Origin of the sequence: Alkalibacter saccharofermentans DSM 14828 (assembly GCF_900128885.1) — a bacterium.
Taxonomy (GTDB): Bacteria; Bacillota; Clostridia; order Eubacteriales; family Alkalibacteraceae; genus Alkalibacter; species Alkalibacter saccharofermentans.
Genome location: NZ_FQTU01000001.1, coordinates 73,008 through 95,036, shown reverse-complemented (window position 1 = coordinate 95,036; position 22,029 = coordinate 73,008). Strand labels below are relative to the sequence as shown.

Annotated in this window: 23 protein-coding genes; 1 reads left to right on the top strand and 22 read right to left on the bottom strand. The window is 40.2% G+C overall.

What is annotated here, in order from left to right:
• Positions 1–48: 48 nt before the first annotated feature.
• The 7 genes from frr to dprA all read right to left on the bottom strand — a co-directional run bounded on the left by frr (position 49) and on the right by dprA (position 7,385).
• Entirely contained in the window at positions 49–606 is a 558-nt protein-coding gene (gene frr / locus BUB93_RS00505) for a ribosome recycling factor (RefSeq protein WP_073269107.1), read from the bottom strand.
• On the bottom strand, positions 606–1,319 hold the full coding sequence (gene pyrH, locus BUB93_RS00500; RefSeq protein WP_073269106.1) for a UMP kinase: 714 nt from the start codon (positions 1,317–1,319) through the stop codon (positions 606–608). Before pyrH ends, frr begins: the two co-directional genes overlap by 1 nt.
• Positions 1,320–1,473: 154 nt before the next feature.
• On the bottom strand, positions 1,474–2,121 hold the full coding sequence (tsf, locus tag BUB93_RS00495) for a translation elongation factor Ts (RefSeq protein ID WP_073269105.1): 648 nt from the start codon (positions 2,119–2,121) through the stop codon (positions 1,474–1,476).
• 93 nt (positions 2,122–2,214) lie between these two features.
• On the bottom strand, positions 2,215–2,964 hold the full coding sequence (rpsB, locus tag BUB93_RS00490) for a 30S ribosomal protein S2 (protein ID WP_073269343.1): 750 nt from the start codon (positions 2,962–2,964) through the stop codon (positions 2,215–2,217).
• A 147-nt stretch (positions 2,965–3,111) separates the two neighbouring features.
• Positions 3,112–3,900, bottom strand: coding sequence for a GTP-sensing pleiotropic transcriptional regulator CodY (codY, locus tag BUB93_RS00485; RefSeq protein WP_073269104.1), 789 nt, complete (start codon positions 3,898–3,900; stop codon positions 3,112–3,114).
• 206 nt (positions 3,901–4,106) lie between these two features.
• On the bottom strand, positions 4,107–6,200 hold the full coding sequence (gene topA / locus BUB93_RS00480; protein ID WP_073269103.1) for a type I DNA topoisomerase: 2,094 nt from the start codon (positions 6,198–6,200) through the stop codon (positions 4,107–4,109).
• Positions 6,201–6,299: 99 nt separating this feature from the next.
• Complete coding sequence (gene dprA / locus BUB93_RS00475; RefSeq protein WP_073269102.1) at positions 6,300–7,385, bottom strand: DNA-processing protein DprA; 1,086 nt, start codon at positions 7,383–7,385, stop codon at positions 6,300–6,302.
• Positions 7,386–7,479: 94 nt separating this feature from the next.
• Here dprA and BUB93_RS00470 point away from each other — a divergent pair, with 94 nt between their 5' ends.
• Positions 7,480–9,018, top strand: a complete 1,539-nt coding sequence (locus BUB93_RS00470; RefSeq protein WP_073269101.1) for a YifB family Mg chelatase-like AAA ATPase — start codon at positions 7,480–7,482, stop codon at positions 9,016–9,018.
• A 91-nt stretch (positions 9,019–9,109) separates the two neighbouring features.
• On the opposite strand, the gene BUB93_RS00465 is transcribed toward BUB93_RS00470, so the two are convergent.
• From BUB93_RS00465 to rnc, 15 genes are all read right to left on the bottom strand, one after another.
• Positions 9,110–9,463: a YraN family protein gene (locus BUB93_RS00465; RefSeq protein ID WP_073269100.1), complete on the bottom strand. Its 354-nt coding sequence runs from the start codon at positions 9,461–9,463 to the stop codon at positions 9,110–9,112.
• A 31-nt stretch (positions 9,464–9,494) separates the two neighbouring features.
• Positions 9,495–10,268: a ribonuclease HII gene (locus BUB93_RS00460; RefSeq protein ID WP_073269099.1), complete on the bottom strand. Its 774-nt coding sequence runs from the start codon at positions 10,266–10,268 to the stop codon at positions 9,495–9,497.
• Entirely contained in the window at positions 10,265–11,122 is an 858-nt protein-coding gene (ylqF, locus tag BUB93_RS00455) for a ribosome biogenesis GTPase YlqF (protein WP_073269098.1), read from the bottom strand. The genes BUB93_RS00460 and ylqF overlap by 4 nt, the downstream gene beginning before the upstream one ends.
• Before the next feature lie 8 nt (positions 11,123–11,130).
• Entirely contained in the window at positions 11,131–11,667 is a 537-nt protein-coding gene (gene lepB / locus BUB93_RS00450) for a signal peptidase I (RefSeq protein ID WP_242945263.1), read from the bottom strand.
• A 58-nt stretch (positions 11,668–11,725) separates the two neighbouring features.
• Positions 11,726–12,067 (bottom strand): 50S ribosomal protein L19, encoded by a 342-nt coding sequence (rplS, locus tag BUB93_RS00445; protein ID WP_073269097.1) that lies wholly within the window; start codon positions 12,065–12,067, stop codon positions 11,726–11,728.
• Between the two features lie 96 nt (positions 12,068–12,163).
• Positions 12,164–12,865 carry a tRNA (guanosine(37)-N1)-methyltransferase TrmD gene (gene trmD / locus BUB93_RS00440; protein ID WP_073269096.1) on the bottom strand — a complete coding sequence of 234 codons (702 nt, stop codon included), beginning with the start codon at positions 12,863–12,865 and terminating at the stop codon, positions 12,164–12,166.
• Positions 12,862–13,374 (bottom strand): ribosome maturation factor RimM, encoded by a 513-nt coding sequence (rimM, locus tag BUB93_RS00435; RefSeq protein WP_073269095.1) that lies wholly within the window; start codon positions 13,372–13,374, stop codon positions 12,862–12,864. Before rimM ends, trmD begins: the two co-directional genes overlap by 4 nt.
• A 65-nt stretch (positions 13,375–13,439) precedes the next feature.
• Positions 13,440–13,670 (bottom strand): KH domain-containing protein, encoded by a 231-nt coding sequence (locus tag BUB93_RS00430; RefSeq protein WP_073269094.1) that lies wholly within the window; start codon positions 13,668–13,670, stop codon positions 13,440–13,442.
• 26 nt (positions 13,671–13,696) lie between these two features.
• Positions 13,697–13,942 carry a 30S ribosomal protein S16 gene (gene rpsP / locus BUB93_RS00425; protein ID WP_073269093.1) on the bottom strand — a complete coding sequence of 82 codons (246 nt, stop codon included), beginning with the start codon at positions 13,940–13,942 and terminating at the stop codon, positions 13,697–13,699.
• A gap of 20 nt (positions 13,943–13,962) precedes the next feature.
• Entirely contained in the window at positions 13,963–15,297 is a 1,335-nt protein-coding gene (ffh, locus tag BUB93_RS00420; protein ID WP_073269092.1) for a signal recognition particle protein, read from the bottom strand.
• Between the two features lie 11 nt (positions 15,298–15,308).
• On the bottom strand, positions 15,309–15,665 hold the full coding sequence (locus BUB93_RS00415; RefSeq protein ID WP_073269091.1) for a sigma factor-like helix-turn-helix DNA-binding protein: 357 nt from the start codon (positions 15,663–15,665) through the stop codon (positions 15,309–15,311).
• A 76-nt stretch (positions 15,666–15,741) separates the two neighbouring features.
• Entirely contained in the window at positions 15,742–16,656 is a 915-nt protein-coding gene (gene ftsY, locus BUB93_RS00410) for a signal recognition particle-docking protein FtsY (protein ID WP_073269090.1), read from the bottom strand.
• 1 nt (position 16,657) lies between these two features.
• Entirely contained in the window at positions 16,658–20,221 is a 3,564-nt protein-coding gene (gene smc, locus BUB93_RS00405) for a chromosome segregation protein SMC (RefSeq protein ID WP_073269089.1), read from the bottom strand.
• 5 nt (positions 20,222–20,226) lie between these two features.
• Complete coding sequence (locus BUB93_RS00400; protein WP_073269088.1) at positions 20,227–21,312, bottom strand: elongator complex protein 3; 1,086 nt, start codon at positions 21,310–21,312, stop codon at positions 20,227–20,229.
• Complete coding sequence (gene rnc / locus BUB93_RS00395) at positions 21,302–21,994, bottom strand: ribonuclease III (RefSeq protein WP_073269087.1); 693 nt, start codon at positions 21,992–21,994, stop codon at positions 21,302–21,304. The genes BUB93_RS00400 and rnc overlap by 11 nt, the downstream gene beginning before the upstream one ends.
• Positions 21,995–22,029 lie beyond the last annotated feature (35 nt).

Below are 22,029 nucleotides of genomic sequence, written 5' to 3'. Positions count from 1 at the left end.
ACCTCGCTAATTTCGTCTAGAAGAAAACACCCATCAGGGTGTTTGATTTTAGACTTCCAATATTTCTTCATTTTTAGCAGCAATAGTCTGATCGACTTTTTTTGTTTCTTCATCGGTCATCTTTTGAACATCAGCCTCTGCTTGCTTCAACTCGTCTTCAGTTATCATGCCTTCTTTTTCCAGTTCCTTGAGCTGCTGTATGGCATGTCTTCTTATATTCCTAATAGCGACCTTGCAATCCTCGCCGAATTTTTTTGCTGTCTTGACCAGATCTTTTCTTCTTTCCTCAGTCAACTGAGGCATTACGATCCTAATGATCTTGCCGTCATTCCCAGGATTAAGGCCTAAATCTGATTTTTGTATAGCTTTTTCAATCAGCGGCAGCGCATTTGTATCCCAAGGCTGAACGATTATCATTCTAGGCTCAGGAGCACTTACGTTTGCAAGCTGGTTGACCGGAGTCATTGCACCATAATAGTCTACTGAAACCCTGTCTAGTATCTTAGGATTGGCTCTTCCCGCCCTTAAAGAGTTAAGCTCGTATTTAAGACTTGCCAATGCCTTGTCCATCTTTTCGATGGTTTCGTTTTTAATCTCTTTTATCATCAGTTTACCTCCTCTACTATTGTCCCGATATTTTCGCCGCAAAGTACCTTTACTATGTTTTCAGGCTGCTCGAGTCCAAATACCAAAACCGGTATGTTGTTGTCCATGCAAAGCGATATAGCAGTAGAATCCATTACCTTGAGTCCTTTATTCAAAACATCTATATAGCTTAACCTGTCTATTTTTTTAGCATTCGGATTCAACTTGGGGTCGCTGTCGTATACTGCGTCAACTTTTTTTGCCGACATTATTACTTCTGCATCTATTTCAGCGGCTCTAAGAGCTGCTGTTGTATCGGTAGAGAAAAATGGATTTCCTGTCCCGGATGCAAAGATAACGATCCTTTCTTTTTCAAGATGGCGCATAGCCTTTCTTCTTATATAAGGCTCAGCTACCTCCTTCATTTCGATTGCAGTCTGTACCCTTACTTCCACTCCGATATTTTCAAGTGCGTCCTGAAGTGCCAAGGCGTTTATTACAGTGGCCAGCATGCCCATGTAATCTGCTGTGGCTCTATCCATGCCCTCTCCGTCACGGCCTCTAAATATGTTTCCGCCGCCTACCACGATGGCAATCTCGACGCCTAGGTCTTTTGCTTCCTTAATATTTTTACATATCCCGGCTATCGTAGCGGGGTCTATACCAAATCCTTTATCCCCTGCCAAAGCTTCGCCGCTTAATTTGATTATCACTCTTTTATACTTAGGTTCCATGGCACTACCTCCTCTATATAATATAACACTTACCTTAAGTTTATTGAAGTACAATTTTACATTCTCGTGGCAAGGTTCTTAATTTTCGATTGTCAGATATTTATTCTTCAAGCATTACGTTAAAAAAGGGCACGCAATAGGTGCCCTTGAAATATTACACGTTCATTTGCTTTGCAACTTCTTCAGCAAAGTTTTCTTCTTTCTTTTCTATGCCTTCACCCATTTGGAATCTGGCGAATCTTCTTATCTTGATGTTCTCACCGATTTTAGATATTTTTTCGTTTACCATATCTTGTATAGTCTTGTCAGGATCCTTAACGAAAGGCTGGTCTAAAAGACATATCTCTTGGTAATATTTTTTGATTCTTCCCTCAACCATTTTTTCAACGATTTTTTCAGGCTTGCCTTCGTTTAAAGCCTGTGCTGTAAGAATAGCTTTTTCCTTTTCGATGAAGTCAGAAGGAACTTCGTCCTGAGAAAGGAATTGAGGATTAGTAGCTGCTATATGCATCGCAATGTCTCTTACCATGTTTTTGAAATCATCAGTTTTTGCAACGAAGTCAGTTTCACAGTTTACTTCTACCAATACGCCGATTTTTCCTCCCATGTGGATGTAAGACTCGACTATTCCTTCAGCCGCTACTCTGTCCGCCTTTTTAGATGCGGCAGCAAGTCCCTTTTCTCTTAAGAATTCTATCGCCTTTTCTATATCGTCATTTGAAGCTTCCAATGCTTTCTTGCAGTCAAGCATTCCAGCACCAGTTTTTTGTCTCAACTCTTTAACCATTTGCGCAGTTGCCATTTTTTAACCTCCTTAAATTGTAAAGCATATATATCGTTCACATAAAAATGGAAGAAGGAGGGTTGTACTCCCCGTCTTCTCCCTATAAGTCTCTTAAGCTTTTGTTTCTTCTGCAACTTCTACAGCTGCCGCCTCTTCAGAAGCAGCTTCTTCAAGCTGTACGCCTTGCTTTCCTTCAAGAACAGCATTTGCCATTGCTTCTGAAAGAAGGTTTACCGCTCTAATTGCATCGTCGTTTCCTGGAATTATGTAATCTATCTCGTCAGGATCGCAGTTTGTATCTACGATTCCAACTACAGGTATTCCAAGCTTTTTGGCTTCAAGGATTGCGATTCTTTCTTTTCTTGGGTCAACTACGAAAAGTGCTCCCGGAAGTCCTTTCATGTCCTTGATTCCGCCTAGGAATTTTTCAAGCTTTTCTCTTTCGTTCTTAAGCTGGATTACTTCTTTTTTTGGAAGAACGTCAAATGTGCCGTCATTCTCCATTTCCTCAAGCTTATGAAGTCTCTTGACTCTCTTGCTTATAGTAGCGAAATTTGTCAAAGTTCCTCCAAGCCATCTGTGGTTTACAAAGTAGCTTCCGCTTCTAAGAGCGTGTGTCTTGATAGCGTCTTGTGCCTGTTTTTTTGTTCCTACGAACAAGATGTCCTGTCCATCCTCGACCAAGTCTCTGACAAATTCGTAAGCCTTGTCAATAAGACCTACAGTTTTTTGCAAGTCGATGATGTATATTCCGTTTCTCTCTGTGAAGATATAAGGAGCCATCTTAGGGTTCCATCTTCTTGTTTGGTGTCCAAAGTGAACACCTGCCTCCAACAATTGTTTCATTGATACGTATGACATTGCTACACCTCCTCTGGTTTTTCCTCCACCTTCGTCTTCTGCGCGATCCACCCGTTTGGGGCACCTGATCTGCATCCGAAGATGTGTGTTTTGTGTGCACTAAAAATATTAACACATTGCCTTCATAAAATCAAATGTTTTTTACTTTCATTTATTGTCAGATTTTTCTAGTTCATCTATGAGCCGTGAGTTTAGTATCTTTATATATGTCCCTTTCATGCCTAGAGATCTGGTCTCTATGACTCCTGCGCTTTCAAGCTTTCTCAAAGCATTTACAATTACTGACCTGGTTATGCCTACCCTGTCAGCAATCTTGCTGGCGACCAAAAGTCCTTCTTCTGCGTCCAGCTCCTTAAAGATGTGGGTTACAGCCTCCATCTCAGAATAGGATAATGTAGCTATAGCCATCTGAACCATCGTCTTTTTTCGGGCTTCCTTCTCCAGATCTTCACTTTTAGTCCTCATCATTTCCATCCCTACAACAGTTGCCGAGACTTCGGCTAATATTAGATCCTGGGTGGTAAATTCCTTTTTGAACCTTGCAAGAACCAAGGTTCCCAATCTTTCACCGCCGCTGTTGATCGGCACATATGTTGAGAATCTGTCTTCGTACTTGCACTTTTCAACCCTGTCATATACGCATCCCGGTATATTCTCTTTTTTATTTGAAACTGTCTCTTTTATTTCATTTATATATTTGTTGAATTCTTCAGGGAACTTCGTTCCTTGATCCTGAAGAGTCTTTATATTTAGTTCGCATTCAAATTCCTTTGCAAATGAATATCCCAGCAGATCCCCATTCTTGCTTGCTATATAGACATTGCATACCATTACCTGGCTTAGTATGTCGCTTAGATTAGAAAAATGCCTGTCGCTTTTTTCCGGAAGCTGCAATACTTTATTTACTTTTCTGATTTTTTCCAAAAGACTCAACACATGATCACCCCGTTATATTTATAAAATCGAAATGCGACCCCGCAACGAGATCGCAATCTGTGTGTTCATCATCATTTTAAGATTAACATAAGCATTATTTAAATTCAATTGATTTTTCAGAATATTTTGCTTTTTGCAAAAATTCAAAAGGCTCGTTCTCTATTTTCTTTGAAAACGAGCCTTTTCAGCTTTATCCATAACTCTGATTATTTTTTTACGTAGTCACAGTCCTTGTTGGAGCAGTATGTCTTAGTCATCTTACTGTAGCCCTTTTGAAGCAGCAAAGAATCGCATTTAGGGCACTTCTCATCCTTTACCGGCTTGTCCCAAACCATGAAGTTGCATTCAGGATAATTGGTGCATCCGTAAAAGACCCTACCCTTTTTGCTTTTCTTGGCGACTATGCTGCCGTTTTCGCATTCAGGGCAGGCAATCCCAAGATCCTCCACTATTGTTTTGGTGTTCCTGCATTCAGGAAAACCCGGACATGCTAAAAACTTTCCGTACCTGCCGGTCTTAATGACCATCATTCTGCCGCACTTGTCGCACTCAACATCTGACACAGGATCTTCTATTACGATCTTTTCCATAACTTTTTCAGCATGTTGCAGGTCTTTAGCGAAATCCTTGTAGAAAAAACCAATTATTTCCTGCCATTTGGTATCCCCCTCTGCTATTTTATCAAGTGAGGCCTCCATATCGGCGGTAAAGTCTAAATCTACGATCTGTGAAAAATACTCTTCCATTAGCTCAGTGACCATTATGCCAAGCTCTGTAGGTTGGAACTTCTTTTCTATGTTTTCCACATATCCTCTTGCAAGTATGGTTTGTATCGTTGGGGAGTAGGTACTGGGCCTTCCGATGCCTTTTTCTTCTAATGTCTTTACAAGGGTTGCCTCAGTATATCTTGGAGGAGGATTTGTAAACTTCTGTTCCTTGATGAGATCTTTCATGTCAAGGATGTCCCCCTTGGTGATTGCAGGAATCAGCTCCTTGTCCTTGCCCTTGTCCTTCTCATCATCCTCTTCTTCCTCAACGTCGTATACCTTCATAAAGCCTTTAAATACCAGCTGGGAATCAGATGCCTTGAATCTATACTTCCCACAGCTTATATCTACCGAAGTTGTGTCATAGACGCCGTTTGACATATGACTAGCTGTGAATCTATCCCATATTAGCTTGTAAAGCCTGTATTGGTCCCTTTTCAAGGAGCTTTTAATGAGTTTAGGGTCAAACTCCATGGATGTAGGCCTTATGGCTTCGTGGGCATCCTGTACATTTTTGGCTTTGTTTTTTCTGACATCAGTCCCCAGATATTCCTTGCCGAAGTTATCTTCTATATACGCTCTGCAGTTGTCCTTTGCTTCATCCGATACCCTTATAGAGTCCGTTCTCATATAGGTGATAAGCCCTACGCTGCCCTTACCTTCTATATTAAGCCCTTCGTAGAGCTGCTGTGCCAGGCTCATGGTCTTTTTTGTAGAAAAGTTGAGCTTTTTAAAGGCTTCCTGCTGTAGAGTTGAAGTAGTAAAGGGATTTGGGGGCTTTCTGTTTTTCTTGCCTTTTTTGACATCTGTAACCAAGATGGGGTCTTTTTTCAGGTTATCGAGGATTTCTTTTAGTTCGTCCTCGGAGTCAATGTCTTTTTTCTTTCCGTCCACACCGTGGTATCTGGCAGTAAATATATCCTTGCCATCTTCCTTTATTGCCACCTTCAGTTGAAGAGTCCAATACTCCCTGCTTACGAAATCCATGATTTCTTTTTCACGGTCTACTATTATTTTGGTTGCTACAGACTGAACCCTTCCGGCACTCAATCCTTTTTTGATTTTCTTCCATAATAAAGGACTGATGCTGTATCCAACAAGGCGATCAAGGATCCTTCTTGCCTGTTGAGCATCCACGATATCCATATTTATTTCCCGTTGGCTTTTAATTGCGTTTCTGATTGCATTTTTAGTTATCTCGTGAAACTCAATTCTTGCTGAGCCTTCCTTAGTCAGATTCAGATAATTTGCGATATGCCAGGATATCGCTTCTCCTTCTCTGTCGGGGTCAGTGGCAAGCAATACCATGTCAGATTTTTTTGCTTCGCTTTTCATCTTCTTAAGTATGTCGCCTTTTCCTCTGATAGTCACATAGCTAGGCTCAAAGTTGTTTTCAAGATCTATTCCTAGTTTGCTTTTCGGCAAATCACGTACATGACCCATTGTGGCCTGCACCTTATATCCCTTTGGCAGATATTTATTTATAGTTTTAGCTTTTGCGGGAGATTCCACAATTACAAGCGTTTTAGCCATTTAATCACCTCAAATTATTTAACAGTTGTAAATTATATCAGAAAGCATTTAACTATTCAACCAAAACAAAAATCCCTAATATTCTGGCATATGAGCTTATCATAAAATATGATAGATGCTTCTATCCTTTGAAATCATGCGTTTGATTTCCATTTTTGTCAAAAAATACCCAGTTTCTGCAGGAGTCAAGCCTGATTTTGAAATTAACATGTCAGGCGTATTATACCCCTTTTCTATCAGATCAAAAAGAATTTTTTCATCCTGAGATAAATTTTTCTCTCTATTACGGTTTTCGGCACTCTTGAATTCCATCATGGGAAATATATCTTCAATTATGTCCATAGTCTGCAATACCAATTTAGCGCCGTCTTTTATCATGGAGTTGGTTCCCTTGCTGTTTCTATTGTTGATATCACCAGGAAAGGCATAGACCTCCCTGCCCTGCTCCATAGCAAATTTTGCAGTAATAAGAGATCCGCTTTTAGGCGCCGCTTCTGCCACCAGTACTCCAAGAGCCATCCCGCTGATTATCCTGTTTCTTCTTGGAAAATGTAACGGCAGGGGTGGCGCTCCCAGCCTGTACTCACTAAAGATTCCTCCCCCGCTATCCAGTATTTCGTGATATAAAGATCTGTTCTCCGGTGGGTAGCATCGATCCACCCCGCAACCCAAAACGGCCGCGGTAATTCCCCCTCCTTTCAAGGCGCCTTCGTGAGCCTTTGTGTCTATTCCGTTCGCTAGACCGCTAATAATCGATATTCCACATGAAGAAATTTCACTTGCCATTTCAAATGTGTTCCTAAGGCCGTTGACTGTAGCTTTTCTTGAACCTACAATAGCCAACGAGTTCTTGAAAGAGTCTTTTCCGCATATCCCCTTGTAGTGGAGAGCAAATGGGGGATGTAGGACCTCCGATAGATTGGCGGGATAATTATCATCTAAAACAGTCACTGTTTCGATATTGCTTTCTTCAAGGCTTTTGATATATGAATCCATGTCTATTTCTTTATGACTTAAAAATTTTCTTAAAGTGCTTTCATCCATCAACCCATTCTCTGCCAGATCTGCCTCACTGGCATAATATACATCTTCAGGGCTCCCGAAAAAATCCACCAGATCATATAATGTTGACATGGGAACGTCTTTGATAAGATTCAACCATAAGGCATAAATTTTATCATTCATCTTATCACATCCATTTCATCCATTTAGTTGTTTATAATGTTATATTATAGCATATTTGTTATCTATTCGATATAATAGACTGTGAGGTGATAAGATGATATCAGAAATCTATAGTTGTTCAGTACTAGGAATAGACGGTTTTATGGTACAAGTGGAAGCAGATATTTCTAAAGGGCTTCCCTCATATGCACTGGTTGGTTTACCCGATACAGCCGTAAAGGAATCAAAGGAAAGAGTTTTTTCCTCAATAAAAAACAACGGGTTTAAATATCCCATGAAAAGGATAACGATAAACCTTGCTCCTGCGGATATAAAGAAGGAAGGTCCTTGGTATGATCTTCCCATAGCAATGGGCATACTCACAGCCAGCGAGGAAATTTCTCCTGAAATAGATCTTAATAAAACAATATTCATAGGCGAGCTCTCCCTTAAAGGAGAGATTAGACCCGTAAGAGGCATTTTGCCGATGATCCTGGAAGCAAAGGCCAAGGGCTTCTCTTCAGCAGTCATCCCCTGGGAAAATGCAAGGGAAGCCTCATTGGTGGAGGGGATAAAGATCCATCCTGCCAAAAATTTGATGCAGACGATAGAACACGTTTGCGGTATGAGGGAAATAGAAACTTATTCTTCAAACCTGGCAGAGCTTTTAGAGAATAATACAGATTTCAGCTTTGATTTTTCCGATGTCAAAGGTCAAAATCACGTAAAACGTGCCATGGAAGTCGCAGCTGCCGGTTACCACAACATAATAATGATAGGTCCTCCCGGGTCGGGAAAAACCATGCTTGCAAGAAGGTTCCCCTCTGTCCTTCCTCCCCTTTCACCTGAAGAAGCATTGGAAGCGACAAAAATCTACAGCATATCCGGGATGCTAAAGGGCAGATCTTTGATTACAGAGCGCCCTTTCAGAAGCCCACATCATACAATTTCAAAAATCAGTTTGATTGGAGGCGGTCAGGTGCCAAAACCAGGAGAGGTCTCCCTTGCTCATCTCGGCGTTTTGTTCCTTGATGAAATGCCTGAATTCCAAAAGTCTGCTCTAGAGGTTCTAAGACAGCCAATGGAAGACAAGTTCGTAAATATCTCAAGAGTGAATGCGACGCTTACATATCCCGCTTCCTTTCTTCTTGTCAGCTCCATAAACCCTTGTCCCTGCGGCTACTACGGAGACGAGACCCACAACTGTCAGTGCACCCCAAGGCAAATCAAAAACTACTTGAACAAGATCAGCGGACCCTTGCTGGATAGGATCGATATACACATAGAAGTAAAAAGGACTGCATACGAGGATTTGGAAAACGATGCTGAAGAAGAATCTTCCTTGTCCATAAAAGAAAGGGTAAACAGAGCACGTGATATCCAATTGGATAGATATAAAAACGAAAATATTTTTTTCAACTCCCAGCTGGGCGCTTCTCAAATAAAAAAATACTGTTCAATGGACAAGGAAGCAAAATCCCTTGTGAAGGATGCCTTTGAGGCCATGAATTTAAGCGCTAGGGCATACCACCGGATTATCAAGCTCGCCCGTACAATAGCAGATTTGGACGGCAGGGAAGGCATCGACGGAAGGCATATAGGAGAAGCCATTCAGTACAGAAGCCTAGACAGGAAATACTGGGAGGTTTTTTAACAAAATACTGGTTTTGCACAAAACACAAGCTCAGGCGCATAGGCGCCTGAGCTTGTGTTTTTCTTTATGTAAGTAAACAATATTTTAATATCTACCAATTTAATCCAAAAGCATTTTCTATGTGGTTGACCTCACCGGGAAGTATCTCTATGACATCAAATCGATAATTATTGCTGAAATCATCCATCTCCATCAGATAATGCATGGCGGTCTTCACGATGTGCCTTTTCTTCGATTTTGACAGCGCTTCACCGGGGTTGCCGTAGTCGGTGGAACTTCTGGTCTTAACTTCTACGAAGACTACGTCATCATTATTTTTAGCAATAATGTCTATCTCTCCTGCCTTGCTGCGGTAATTTGTTTTTAAAATCTTGTAATTTTGCTTTCTAAGATAATCTGCTGCCAAATTTTCTCCCATAGCGCCCTTTTCCTTATTGTAGCTCATTGGACCTCCAGATCTTGTGACATAGAGTTGCTTAGATGAAATTCTTACAAAATGACCTTCTGTGAATGGGTGAAAGCCCATACCTTTTGATTGCTTCTAAATGTTCCTTGGTGCCGTAGCCTTTGTTGCTTAGAAAATTGTACTGAGGATATTCTTCATGATAGTCCTCCATAATCTTGTCTCTGACCACTTTTGCTACGATGCTTGCAGCGGCAATCGAGTAGCATTTTTCATCCCCTTTTATAACGGATTCCTGAATTATGTCAAGGTCTTCCAACCTTACAGCATCGATCAAGACTGCCTGGGGACTAGGATCTAATTGTTCCAATGCAAGATACATGCTTTTTTTTGTTGCATTCAGAATGTTTACATCATCTATGGTTTCAGGGCTTACAACCCCTACCGCCACGGATACAGCATTTTTTTTAAGTTCTTCAAATAATGCTTTTCTTTTTTCCGCTGAAATTTTTTTTGAATCGTTTATATGCAAAATATCGCAATCGGAGGTCAAAATAATGCCACAGCTAACCACCGGCCCTGCCAAGGGACCTCTTCCTACCTCGTCAACTCCCGCAATAAGATTAAGGCCTTGTCTGCGGTACCTCTCTTCGGTTTCTTTCATTTCCATGATGCGATTTTTTTCCAGGTTAAAGTCATTAAGTCTTCGTTCAAGGCTTTTACCGATTGATTGCACGCCTTTCCGGTGATCATTTTTCAACACCGCTGCCGCTTCGATCCAATCAGCATCGCTCAAAGCCGCAATAGTTTTTTTGATGTCTCCAACCGACATGTCTGCGAAATTCATAACTGCTCCATAGGCCACTCGAAAGATATTTTCCCAAAGGTAGTCTTCTTTATTTCGTCCATAATCATCTCTGAAGTCCTTGCATAATCTATCTCTCCGCCCCTGGCCAACAGCTTTCTTTTTAGTGCGATCTTGTCCATTATCTCCAAGTCAGTGGTATTTTCGTCAAATTCTATCTTGTATCTATCGTGGAGTTTTTCAGGGTATGCTTCCCTAAGGTATCCAATCAATTTTAATGCCGCTTCTTCCCTGTCGTAGATGGTTTCCTTGATGGAGCCAATCCATGCAAGCTTCAAACCAATTACTTCATCATCAAATTTAGGCCATAGAATTCCAGGTGTATCAAGCAAAAGAATATCACTGCTTACCTTGATCCACTGATTTGATTTTGTGACCCCGGGGATATTTCCAGTTTTGGCCGTGGACTTGCCACCGATAGTATTTATCAGTGTTGATTTTCCTACATTTGGTATGCCCAGGATCAGGCACTTTATTTGACGATTCATCCGGCCCTTCTTCTTATCCCTGTCCATAACAGGCTTCATAACCTGCTTGATCTTTGCGATAAGCTCCTTTATGCCTTTGCCCTTAATGCAATCTACGAATACGTAGGGTTGGCCTGCATCCTTGTAGTGCTGTTCCCAAAGCTTATTGATTTCAGGGTCAGCAAGGTCGGTTTTATTTAATACCACTATTTTCTTCTTGCCGCCTACAAGTCCGTCCACCTCAGGGTTTCTGCTGCTCACAGGTATTCTAGCATCCACCAGTTCAATTACTATGTCTATTAATTTTAAATTTTCGCTAATCAGCCTTTTTGTCTTGGCCATGTGTCCCGGATACCATTGTATATCCATATTATCACCTACTCTATCCTACCTATTTCACTGAAGGGATAAATCCTGAAGAAGACCTTGCCTACTACGTCATCCCTTTTTATAAATCCTACATCAGGGAATCTGCTGTCCCTGCTGTTGTCTCGGTTGTCTCCCAAAACAAAATAAGTCCCATCAGGAACTACTGTTTCCGGGAAATCAGGTACGGTCGATTCATCTGTATAATCCTCATCTATTGCAACTTTATTTACGTAAAGTACATTATCCTTGATTTCAACCGTGTCGCCACCTACTGCCACGATTCTTTTTACAAACTCCACATCCCCAGAGTAGTGCATGATTATAACATCGCTGTAGGCGGGATCATTAAAGTAATACTGGGGTTTTGTAACTATGAGCCTGTCTCCATCATTAAGCGTTGGGTTCATGGAACTGCCTTCAACCAGAACAAACTCAAAAACAAAAAATTTCAATACTAGAGCTATGGCAATCGCCGCCAACGCGGATTCAATCCATTCTCTCAAATCACTTTTATTTTTTTTACCGTGGATATTCAGCTCACTCACGACCTTCACTTCCTTAAGTAATCCTATAAAAAATGGGACTGTTGCCAGTCCCCGGATGTTACATTTTTTCCTTGATTTTAGCTGCCTTACCAATTCTTTCTCTTAAGTAGAACAATTTAGCTCTTCTTACCTTACCTTTTCTTGAAACCTCGATTTTATCGATTCTTGGTGAATGTAAAGGGAAAGTTCTCTCTACACCTACACCTGAAGAAATTTTTCTAACAGTAAAAGTCTCTCTGACTCCGCCGTTTTGTCTTTTCAAAACTGTACCTTCGAAAAGCTGGATTCTCTCTCTTTTGCCTTCAACTACTTTAACATACACCTTAAGGGTGTCGCCTACGTTGAACTGAGGAATTTCTTGTTTCAGTTGCTCATTTTCAATTTCTCTAATTATGTTCATGTCTTTACCTCCTCCCTTTCTGGACGTTCTTGCCTTCAGCAGAGGACCGCCTGAGATAACACAACACATTATAGCATATTAACAATCAAATAACAATCATTTATCCTCTTCTTTTTTGTACATTTTGTATAAATCAGGCCTTTTGGCCTCTGTCTCACTTTCTGACATCTCCAATCGCCATTTGTCGATTTCCTTATGGTTGCCACTTGTGAGAACCTCTGGAACCTCCATTCCCTCAAAGACCCTTGGTCTTGTATATTGGGGAAACTCCAGGAGATGCTTCGAAAAACTCTCGTCAGCCGAGCTGTCCTCATTGCCCAATACCCCTTCTAAAAGCCTTGAAACAGAATCTACTACCAACATTGCCGGGATCTCGCCTCCCGTCAAGATGAAATCCCCTGCTGAAATCTCTTGATCCACGTATTTATCGAGAATACGCTGATCCACTCCTTCGTAATGGCCACACAGCAGTATCAAGTCAGTTTTATCATGGGCAAATGTCATAGCATCTGATTGGGCATATACTCTTCCCTTAGGGGTAAAGTATATCACCCTACTCTCGGGACTTAATATCTTTGCATGCTTTATAGCATCTGCAATTGGCTGAGGAGTCATTACCATTCCCGGTCCTCCCCCAAAAGGGTAGTCGTCGGTTTTTTGGTGCTTGTTCTTCGAAAAGTCCCTGATATTTAGGATTGTTACTTCGATTAGATTTCTTTCCAAGGCTTTCTTAATTATGCTGCTTTCCATGAAGGAAGTAAAAAAATCAGGAAAAATCGTGAGGATTATAAATCTCATAGATCCCAAAGGCCTTCAGGGATTGATACCTTCATTTTGCCTTCCTCAATATCAATATCCAAGATATTTTCTTCAGTAGCCGGCAGCATTAGCTGTTTTGTAGGTGTATCTATTATATAAATGTCTGCTGCTCCTGTCTGTAGAACATCCTTGAGTACTCCCAGTTTTATATCGCCTTCAAATACATCTATGCCTACCAAATCTACGATGTAGTACCTTCCTTCGGGAAGGGGTGGTGCATCTTCTCTGCTTATTTCAATTAAGCTGTCCTTTAGCCTATCCGCGCCATTTCTATCTTTTATATCTGCGAATGTGATCAGGACCATGTTCTTGTGATATCTGATGCCTGTAATCAAAAGATTTTTTTTGACTCCATCAGTATTGACGATTATTTCTTCCAAGTCGTCGAATCTGTGCATGTCGTCGGTTATAGGCATCACCTTAACCTCTCCCTTTATGCCATGGGAAGCTACGATTTTTCCTATTACTAAATTATCTTTTTCACTCAAGGATTTCACCGCCCTGCTTATCTTTGATTTCAATTAAAGATAAGCCAGGATAAACCTGACTTATTTTATTGGATAATTTCTAAAACTACCCTCTTATTCTCTTTCGTTGCAGCTGCCTTGACAACAGTTCTTATAGCTTTCGCTATCCTACCCTGCTTGCCTATGACTTTACCCATGTCATCTGGAGATACATGCAACTCTAGAATAATTGTATGGTCTCTCTTTGTCTCAGTGACTTCAACCTTTTCAGGATGATCCACCAGTGATTTTGCCAAAATTTCAACCAATTCTTTCAAAAAAGACACCTCCGGGAATATATCTATTACTTGATAATTCCATTCTTTTTGAACAATGCCTTAACGGTGTCAGACGGTTGTGCACCGTTTGCCAACCATTTTTTTGCCTTTTCATCTTCCACCTTAAATTCAACAGGCTCAGTCAGCGGATTGAAATATCCGATTTCCTCAATGAACTTGCCGTCTCTTGGAGATCTTGAATCTGCAACTACAATTCTATAAAAGGGTTTTTTATTAGCACCGATTCTCTTTAATCTAATTTTAACAGCCATTTTTTCACCTCCTTAAAATTCTACATGAATGGAAATTTAAATTTCCCATGTTTTTTATTATTCAAACCGCTGAATTGTTTCATCATCTTTTTAGATTGTTCGAAGCCCTTCAGTAGTTTATTGACATCCTGAACCCGCGTACCTGATCCTGCGGCTATTCTTTTTCTTCTATTTGCATTTATGATTCCCGGATTATTTCTTTCTTCCGGAGTCATGGAATTGATTATGGCTTCGGAACGTGTAAATTCCTTTTCATCCAGATCTATTCCCTTAAGAGCTTTTTTACCCGCTCCTGGCATCATTTCCAAAATATCTTTAAAGGATCCCATATCTTTCATTTGTGAGAGCTGCTGCTTGAAATCTTCGAGAGTGAATGTCTGTTTCCTGATTTTTTCTTGTAGCTCCAAGGCTTTTTCTTCATCGAAATCGGCTTGCGCCTTTTCTATGAAAGTCAGCACATCACCCATTCCTAGGATTCTTGAAGCCATTCTGTCAGGATAAAAAATTTCAAGATCAGTAAGCTTTTCTCCCATACCGGCAAATAAAATGGGCTTTCCGGTAACTGATGCCACCGACAATGCCGCACCGCCTCTTGTATCTCCGTCCAGCTTGGTAAGTATCACACCGGAGAGACTTATCTTTTCATTAAAAGTCTCGGCTACGTTTACTGCTTCCTGTCCTGTCATAGAGTCTATGTTAAGTATGATGTGATCCGGAGTTACTGATTTTTTTATCTGGACAAGCTCGTCCATTAAAGCTTCATCTATATGAAGCCGTCCCGCAGTATCAAATATAACCACGTCATAAAAATGTTCCTTGGCGTATTTGAGAGCTTTCTCGGCAATCACCACGGGATTCTTTTCTTCAGTATCCGCAAAAACCTCGGCATCAACCTGCTTGCCGATGACCTGTAGCTGTTTGATAGCTGCCGGTCTATATACGTCACAAGCTGCCAGCAATACTTTTTTTGACTCTTTTTTAATATATGCAGCTAGTTTCCCCGCAGTGGTTGTCTTGCCCGCACCTTGAAGACCAACGAGCATTAAAACCGTCATTCCCTTTGGAGAATAGGTTAGCTTTACAGGCTGCCCCCCCATAAGTGAAGTCAATTCGTCGTTGACTATCTTTATTACCTGCTGTCCTGGCGTAAGGCTTTTTAAAACATCTGCTCCCAGAGCTCTTTCGTTTATGTTTTTCACGAAGCTCTTGACCACCTTAAAGTTGACATCCGCCTCAAGTAGAGCCAGTTTGATTTCCCTAGTAGCTTCTTTTATATCTTTTTCAGTAAGCTTGCCTTTTCCCTTAAGCTTTTTGAATGTATCTTGCAGTTTTGAACTGAGTCCTTCAAATACCATGTTTACCTCCCTCAGTTTTCCTCTAAAAGTCCTTCCAGCTCGGCTTGAACTTTTTTAATTTCATCAACGGCGATTCTATCTGAAATATGGTCCTGTGCTTTTTTCAAACCGGTGATGGAGTCGCTTATTACTTTGTTGATTCTATTAAACTTTTCTACAAGCTTTAATTTTTCTTCAAAATTATACAAGGCCTCTTCCGACCTGACTAATGTATCTCTGACTCCTTGTCTGGTAATGCCCATCTTTTCGCCAATTTCAGCTAAAGAATAATTCAGATTATAGTAAAAGTATATAGCCTGTTTTTGCTTGTCCGTCAAGAAATCCCCGTAGTAATCGTATAGAATCGGTATCTCAAAGAATTTATCCATAATTTTTACTTCCTTGCTGTAAAGTGTTTTTGCTTTACAGTAGAATTCTAAACTAAACCCGTGCTCCTGTCAAGGATTATTCAAATAAAATTTCGGCAAAATCTTCAGGAATGAATTCTTGTAAATCTTCCACCCCTTCTCCTACGCCTACGTATTCAACCGGAATATGGTACTGGTTCTTTATAGGAATTATTATCCCGCCCTTTGCCGAACCGTCCAGCTTTGTGAGTATTATCCCGTCGAGCTGGGTAACTTCATTGAAAGTGGCGGTTTGATTTAAAGCATTCGTACCGCTGGTCGCATCAAGGACAAGGTATCTGTAAACATTGAAATGATCCGAAGAATTGTTGATTATCTTGTTCATTTTCGAAAGCTCTTTCATCAAATTGTCCTTGTTGTGAAGCCTTCCCGCAGTGTCGCATATCAGTATGTCGGTCTTTCTGGATTTAGCTGCCTGAAGAGCGTCAAAAATCACCGAGGAAGGATCCGCCCCTTGTGCGTTTTTAACGATGGGAACTCCCACCCTTTCAGCCCAGATTTCCAGCTGCTCCACCGCTGCAGCTCTAAATGTGTCTCCAGCTGCAAGCATCACATTCAAACCCATGCCCTTATACAAGTTTGCAAGCTTTGCAATAGTTGTAGTCTTGCCAACCCCATTTACTCCTACTATTAAAATGACAGCCGGAGTTGCAATGTCCCTGTGCTTATCATCCTCTTTTTTGAGTATTTCCTTCACTACCAGTTTAATGGCGTTTTTTACTTGGATTTTATCGGTTATGTTTTCTCGGGTTATTATCTCTCTGGTCTTTTCTATTATTTCGTTGGTGCTTTCATATCCGATATCCGACAATATCAGTATCTCTTCCAATTCCTCAAAAAATTCTTCATCATAGACACCGGAATAATTTATTAGCTGGTCGATTTTCCCTGTGAAGCTCTTCTTAGTCTTCACCAGGCTGTTTTTTAATTTTTCAAATAAATTTTCAGCCATTTCAAGCCTCCTCCTTAAGTAATTCAGAAATGTGAACAGAAAGCATCTTAGATACCCCGTCTCGTCCCATGGTCACTCCATAGAGCCTGTCCGCAATTTCCATTGTTCCTTTTCTATGTGTAATGGTTATAAACTGATTTTGTTTTGTTATCAGAGACAAGAACTCTGCGAACCTGTCCACATTGCTGTCATCCAACGCAGCATCGATCTCGTCCAAAACGCAAAAGGGTGCCGGCTTTATGCTTATTATGGCAAACAAAAGGGCTATTGCGGTAAGAGCCTTTTCCCCACCGGATAAAAGCGTTATATTCTTCAGCTTCTTGCCCGGAGGTTGAGCTGCTATTTCAATTCCCGTTTCCATAATATCCCCGTCATCCAGTATGGAAAGGCCGGCAGTGCCTCCATTGAAAAGCTTTTTGAATGTCACGTCAAATTGTGCCTGTATCAAGGAGAATTGCTCCACGAATTGCACTTCTATGTCCTTGCTGATGCTTTTTATCATGGACTTCAGTTCTTCCCTTGCGTTTAAGAGGTCATCCTTTTGGAGTGTCAAAAATTCGTACCTTTCCTTGACTTCCTTGTACTGATCTATGGATGATACGTTTATGTTTCCAAGAGCTTTTATTTTATCCTTTAACTCTTTGGCCTTTTGTATCTCCAACTGCATGTTTTCAACAGGATAGCTTAGCTCCTTAGCCATCATATAATTCATCTGGTAGTTTTCAAACATGTTTTCAGAAAGGTGGTTCTTTTCGATGCAATGAGCATTTATCTTCATTTCCAACTTGTTCAAAGACTCGCTTATAAGCATGCTCTCGTGGTTGATTCCCTTTAAATTTCGATCCACTATATCGAAAGACTTGTTTTGGTTTTTCCTTTCTTCATGAAGCTTGTCTAGTTTGCTCTGAAGGCCCTTTTTTTCTTCACCAGAGCTGTTCATGAATTTCGACTTTTCTTCCACACCCTTTTGGAGTTCCAAAACAAGCTCCTTTGAATTAACTATCTGATTTTTCTTACTAGCGTACCTGTTTTTCAAATCATTTATGAAGTTTTTCTGTCCCTCTCTTTTTTCCATTTGAGATAAAATCTTAGTATCCAGTCTCGCCTTTTCTATCATAAGCTCGTTGATTTGTCGCATAAATCCGCTAAGTGAATCCTTTAACTTCTCTATTTCAAAATCTTTTGCTCCAAATTCGATTTTTGATTTTCTTTCTTTCAGTCCTTCGATTTCAAGTTCTATTTTTTCGATATTTTCTTCTGTGTCTTGGATTTTTTTAAGACTAATCAGGATGGAGCTTTCAACTCCTTTTACTTTCTCCCCTGTTTCACTGAGTGATTTTTCAAGATTCAACATATTTTGTTCCAAAAGCCTTTTATGAGTCATTTCCTCATTTAAATCTTCAGTTACTTTCTGGATCAAATCTTTTAATTGATTTAATTCATCTTCGGTCCGTTGAATGTCTTTTTCCAAATCCTTGGCTTTGCCAATATTGTCTTTTATTTCTTCTTTCAAGGAAAGAATGTGGTTGCTGCGTTGCAAAAGCAGGTTGCTTTTGTTAAAATTCCCTCCAACAATAGCGCCTCCGGGATAAAAAATCTCCCCTTTCAGAGTTACCAGCTTATATTTTTTAGACAGCTTCTTGTTTATGGTCATTGCGGCGTCCATATCCTCTACGATCAGAACCCTTCCCAATATGTTCCCAAGAATCCCCTCGTACACAGAATCATAGTCTACGAGATTTACAGCAATATCTATGAAACCGTCAAACTTTCTAAATTCATCAACCCTTTGTTCCCTGTTTCCCTTAACATTGTTCAGCGGTAAAAAAGTGGCTCTGCCCCATTTATTCTCATTAAGTATTTGTATGCAGCGTTTAGCAGAGGCTTCATTTTCAACCACTAGATTTTGCATGCTGCCTCCTATGGCTGTTTCTATTGCTACGGAGTATTCATCTTCAACTTTAATGATATTACCCACAATATTATGAAGGTTATGCCTTAAAAAATCATCTTTTTCCTTAAGCTTCAATAGATTTTTAACGCTTTTATAATAGCCCTTTTGATCTTGGTCTTCCTGCAAAAATTGCACCTTCGACCTTCCGGAAGCTATATTATTCAAGAGAAGATTCTTTTGAGCAATCAAATCTCGACGCTTTATTCTCAGCTTTTCGACATTAGACTCTTTAAAACGCTTTTTTTCGCCGATTTTTTCAATCCTTGTATTGTTGGATTCAGATTCCCTTCTTATACTAATCAGCTCATCACCGAGCTTTATGCTTTCTGACTTAAATGCCTGAAGTGTTTTTCTGAAATCCTCGATCCTCTCATTTTCAAATACGATGCTCCCTTTTGAGAGGTTTGCTTCATTCTCTTTTGATACAAGCTGCTGTTCAATATTTTTGTAGTTGTTTTCTGAGTCTGCATTCTCATTTATGAGGAGATCAAGCTCCCTTTGGACAGTAGCTTTTTCATTTTCCTTCTCGGCAATGCTGTCATTTACGCTTTTTAGCTCTGTCTTGAATTTCTCATATTCTTCCGCAAACGCTTCAAATGATTCCTCAGATTTTTCCAAACTTTTATCCAACTCAGAGAGTTCATCCTCCCACTGGGTTATCTGATTTTCGCTATTTCTGATATTGGCTATGGCGACTTGGATTTCCGTATTGAATTTTTCCGTGTCTTCACTTAACTCGATAATTTTTTTGTTGTAATCATCTATTTCTTCGTCAAGCTCTGTTATCCTGCTTCTTATCTGCTGGTATGACTTATCGGACTCTTCCATCTCCATATTTTTTTGTCTTTGATTGTATAATGCATCATCTTTGTCCTTTTCAAGATCTGTCAGTTCTCTTTCAATCTTTTCAATTTTATAGACAAATACATTTAAATCGATCGTTTTCAATGACTCCGCAAGCTCCAGATATTTTTGAGCTTTTACCTTTTGTCTTTTTAGAGGTCCAAGCTGTTTTTCAAGCTCAGATATAATATCTGCAACTCTGTGTAGGTTGTCGACAGTTCTTTCCAGCTTTCTTTCAGATTCAGCTTTTCTGTTTTTGAATTTGACAATGCCTGCAGCTTCATCAAAAAGATGCCTTATATCCTGGGGATTGCTGCTGACGATAGAATCTATCTTGCCTTGGCCTATGATTGAGTAACCTTCTTTGCCAAGGCCAGTATCTGCAAAGAGATCCTGAACGTCCTTAAGCCTGCAATGACTTTTATTTATAAGATATTCGCTTTCCCCGGACCTATAAAGCCTTCTTGTCACCGATATTTCGCTATAATCCAGTTCCAGTGATCCTTGAGAGTTGTCCAAAACCAGGGTAACCTCCGCATAACCCAAAGGCTTTCGGGATACAGTCCCTGCGAAGATCACATCTTCCATTTTTGTTCCTCTCAAAGACTTGACTTTCTGCTCTCCGAGGACCCACTTTATGGCGTCCGAAATATTGCTTTTGCCGCTTCCGTTTGGTCCCACGACTGCTGTAATCCCTTTGTCAAAATCTAATTCGATCCTGTCGGCAAAGGATTTAAACCCATATATCTCTATTCTCTTAAGAAACACCGCATTCACCTCGATATATTGTATTCAGATTCATACTCTTTAACCGTTTCTTTATAATAGTTTCCCAGACTTAACTTGACATCACCATGGATGCTTTTAATTGATATCATATTTTCTAGGCTGTCATCTGATTGTATCAAAATATCAACGCCATATCTGTCCTTTAGTTTGCATAGCACAAAGTTTTTGTTTCCAGATACTTTCGACCTCATTTTGAGGGAACATCCTATAGTTATATTCCCGGAGAATTCTTGAGCATCCAGATATCCGCAGATCATGTCAAAAATAATGGAAGATACTACGATCTCTCCAAATGATGGATGATTGGGACCTGCTATGACATTTCCACTTTCTCCAAGGGATTTAGATGCATGAAGTCCGGTTCTGATAATCGGAATCTCTTTTTCTGTGAATGCAATAAATGGAATCTTTACCAAATCAACCGCTTCTTGAAGGGGCAAGGGTTTGTAGCTTCCTTCGTAATAGAACTGCTCTAATTGAGTATCTTTGATTACAAGACAAGGATATATCCTCAGTGTAGAAGGCTTAAGGTGGATCAAGTCGAAGGTAGTTTTTAAAAGCTTTCTTCTGTTATCCCCGGGTAAGCCCACCATGATTTGAAAACCCCAGTTGATTTCTGATTTTTTCAAGTTTTGCACTGCTTCTTTTATCCCATCCAAATCATAATGCCTATTGGCAAGGCTCAAAACAACAGGATCAGTTGATTGTATTCCTATTTCTACATGCTCAACAGAATAGCTTTTGAGCAGTCTAACGTTTTCTTCATTCAAGTAGTCCGGCCGGGTAGATACCCTTATTCCATGGATTTTTCCATTTTCCATATTTGTCTTCGCCAGTTGGAGCAAGGCCATCTGTTTTTCCTCTTCTATTGCAGTAAAGCTCCCTCCGTAGTATGCAATGGTAAATTTACTGCTTTCATCATTGCTATCCACATACATTTGGATTGTGTTTTGTATCTCTTCCTCTCCGGGAACTTTTACAGACCCGGAAATTTTTTTTTGGTTGCAGAAAGAACAGTCATGAGGACAACCCTCATGAGGGATAAATATCGGAATTATTTTATTTCTCATTTAGCACTCCAAGAAAAGACAATCCGTTGTAAGCTGCCTTTTGCTCCGCTTCTTTCTTGTTTTTTCCGTCACCTTTTCCTATTAGCTTTGAATCCAACAGCAAGTCAACGTAAAATATCTTGTTGTGTTCAGGACCGGTTTCCTTTTCAACTCTGTATTCAACTATTGATCCCTGCCTTTGCTGCGCTACTTCCTGCAGCCTCGTCTTATAGTCGAATATCAGCTTTCCGTTTGCTGCATCGTTTATATTTTTCTTGAGAAAGCGTAATATGAATTTGCGTGCCTCTTCAAGTCCCCCGTCAAGATAAACCGCACCTGTAACGGCCTCAAAGGTATTAGCTAAAATAGATCTTCTTTCTCTTCCTCCGGTGTTTTCCTCACCTTTTCCCATATAGACGTATCGGCCGAGATTATTTTTTGCCGATACCGTCGACAATGATTCGGTACAAACTATTTTAGCTCTTATCTTTGTAAGCTCTCCCTCTAATTTTTCGGGAAACTTTTTGTACAGGTATTCGCTTATGACCAGCTCCAAAACTGCGTCCCCTAAAAATTCAAGTCGTTCATTGTTGTTGGAGCAACTCTTTTCATTTATAAATGAACTGTGAGTCAATGCTGTTTTTACAAGCGTCTTATTGTGGAACTTATAACCTATCGTCTTCTCCAAACTCTTAACTTCCATATTTCACCTCATTTTGTTCTAAATCCAATCAGCTC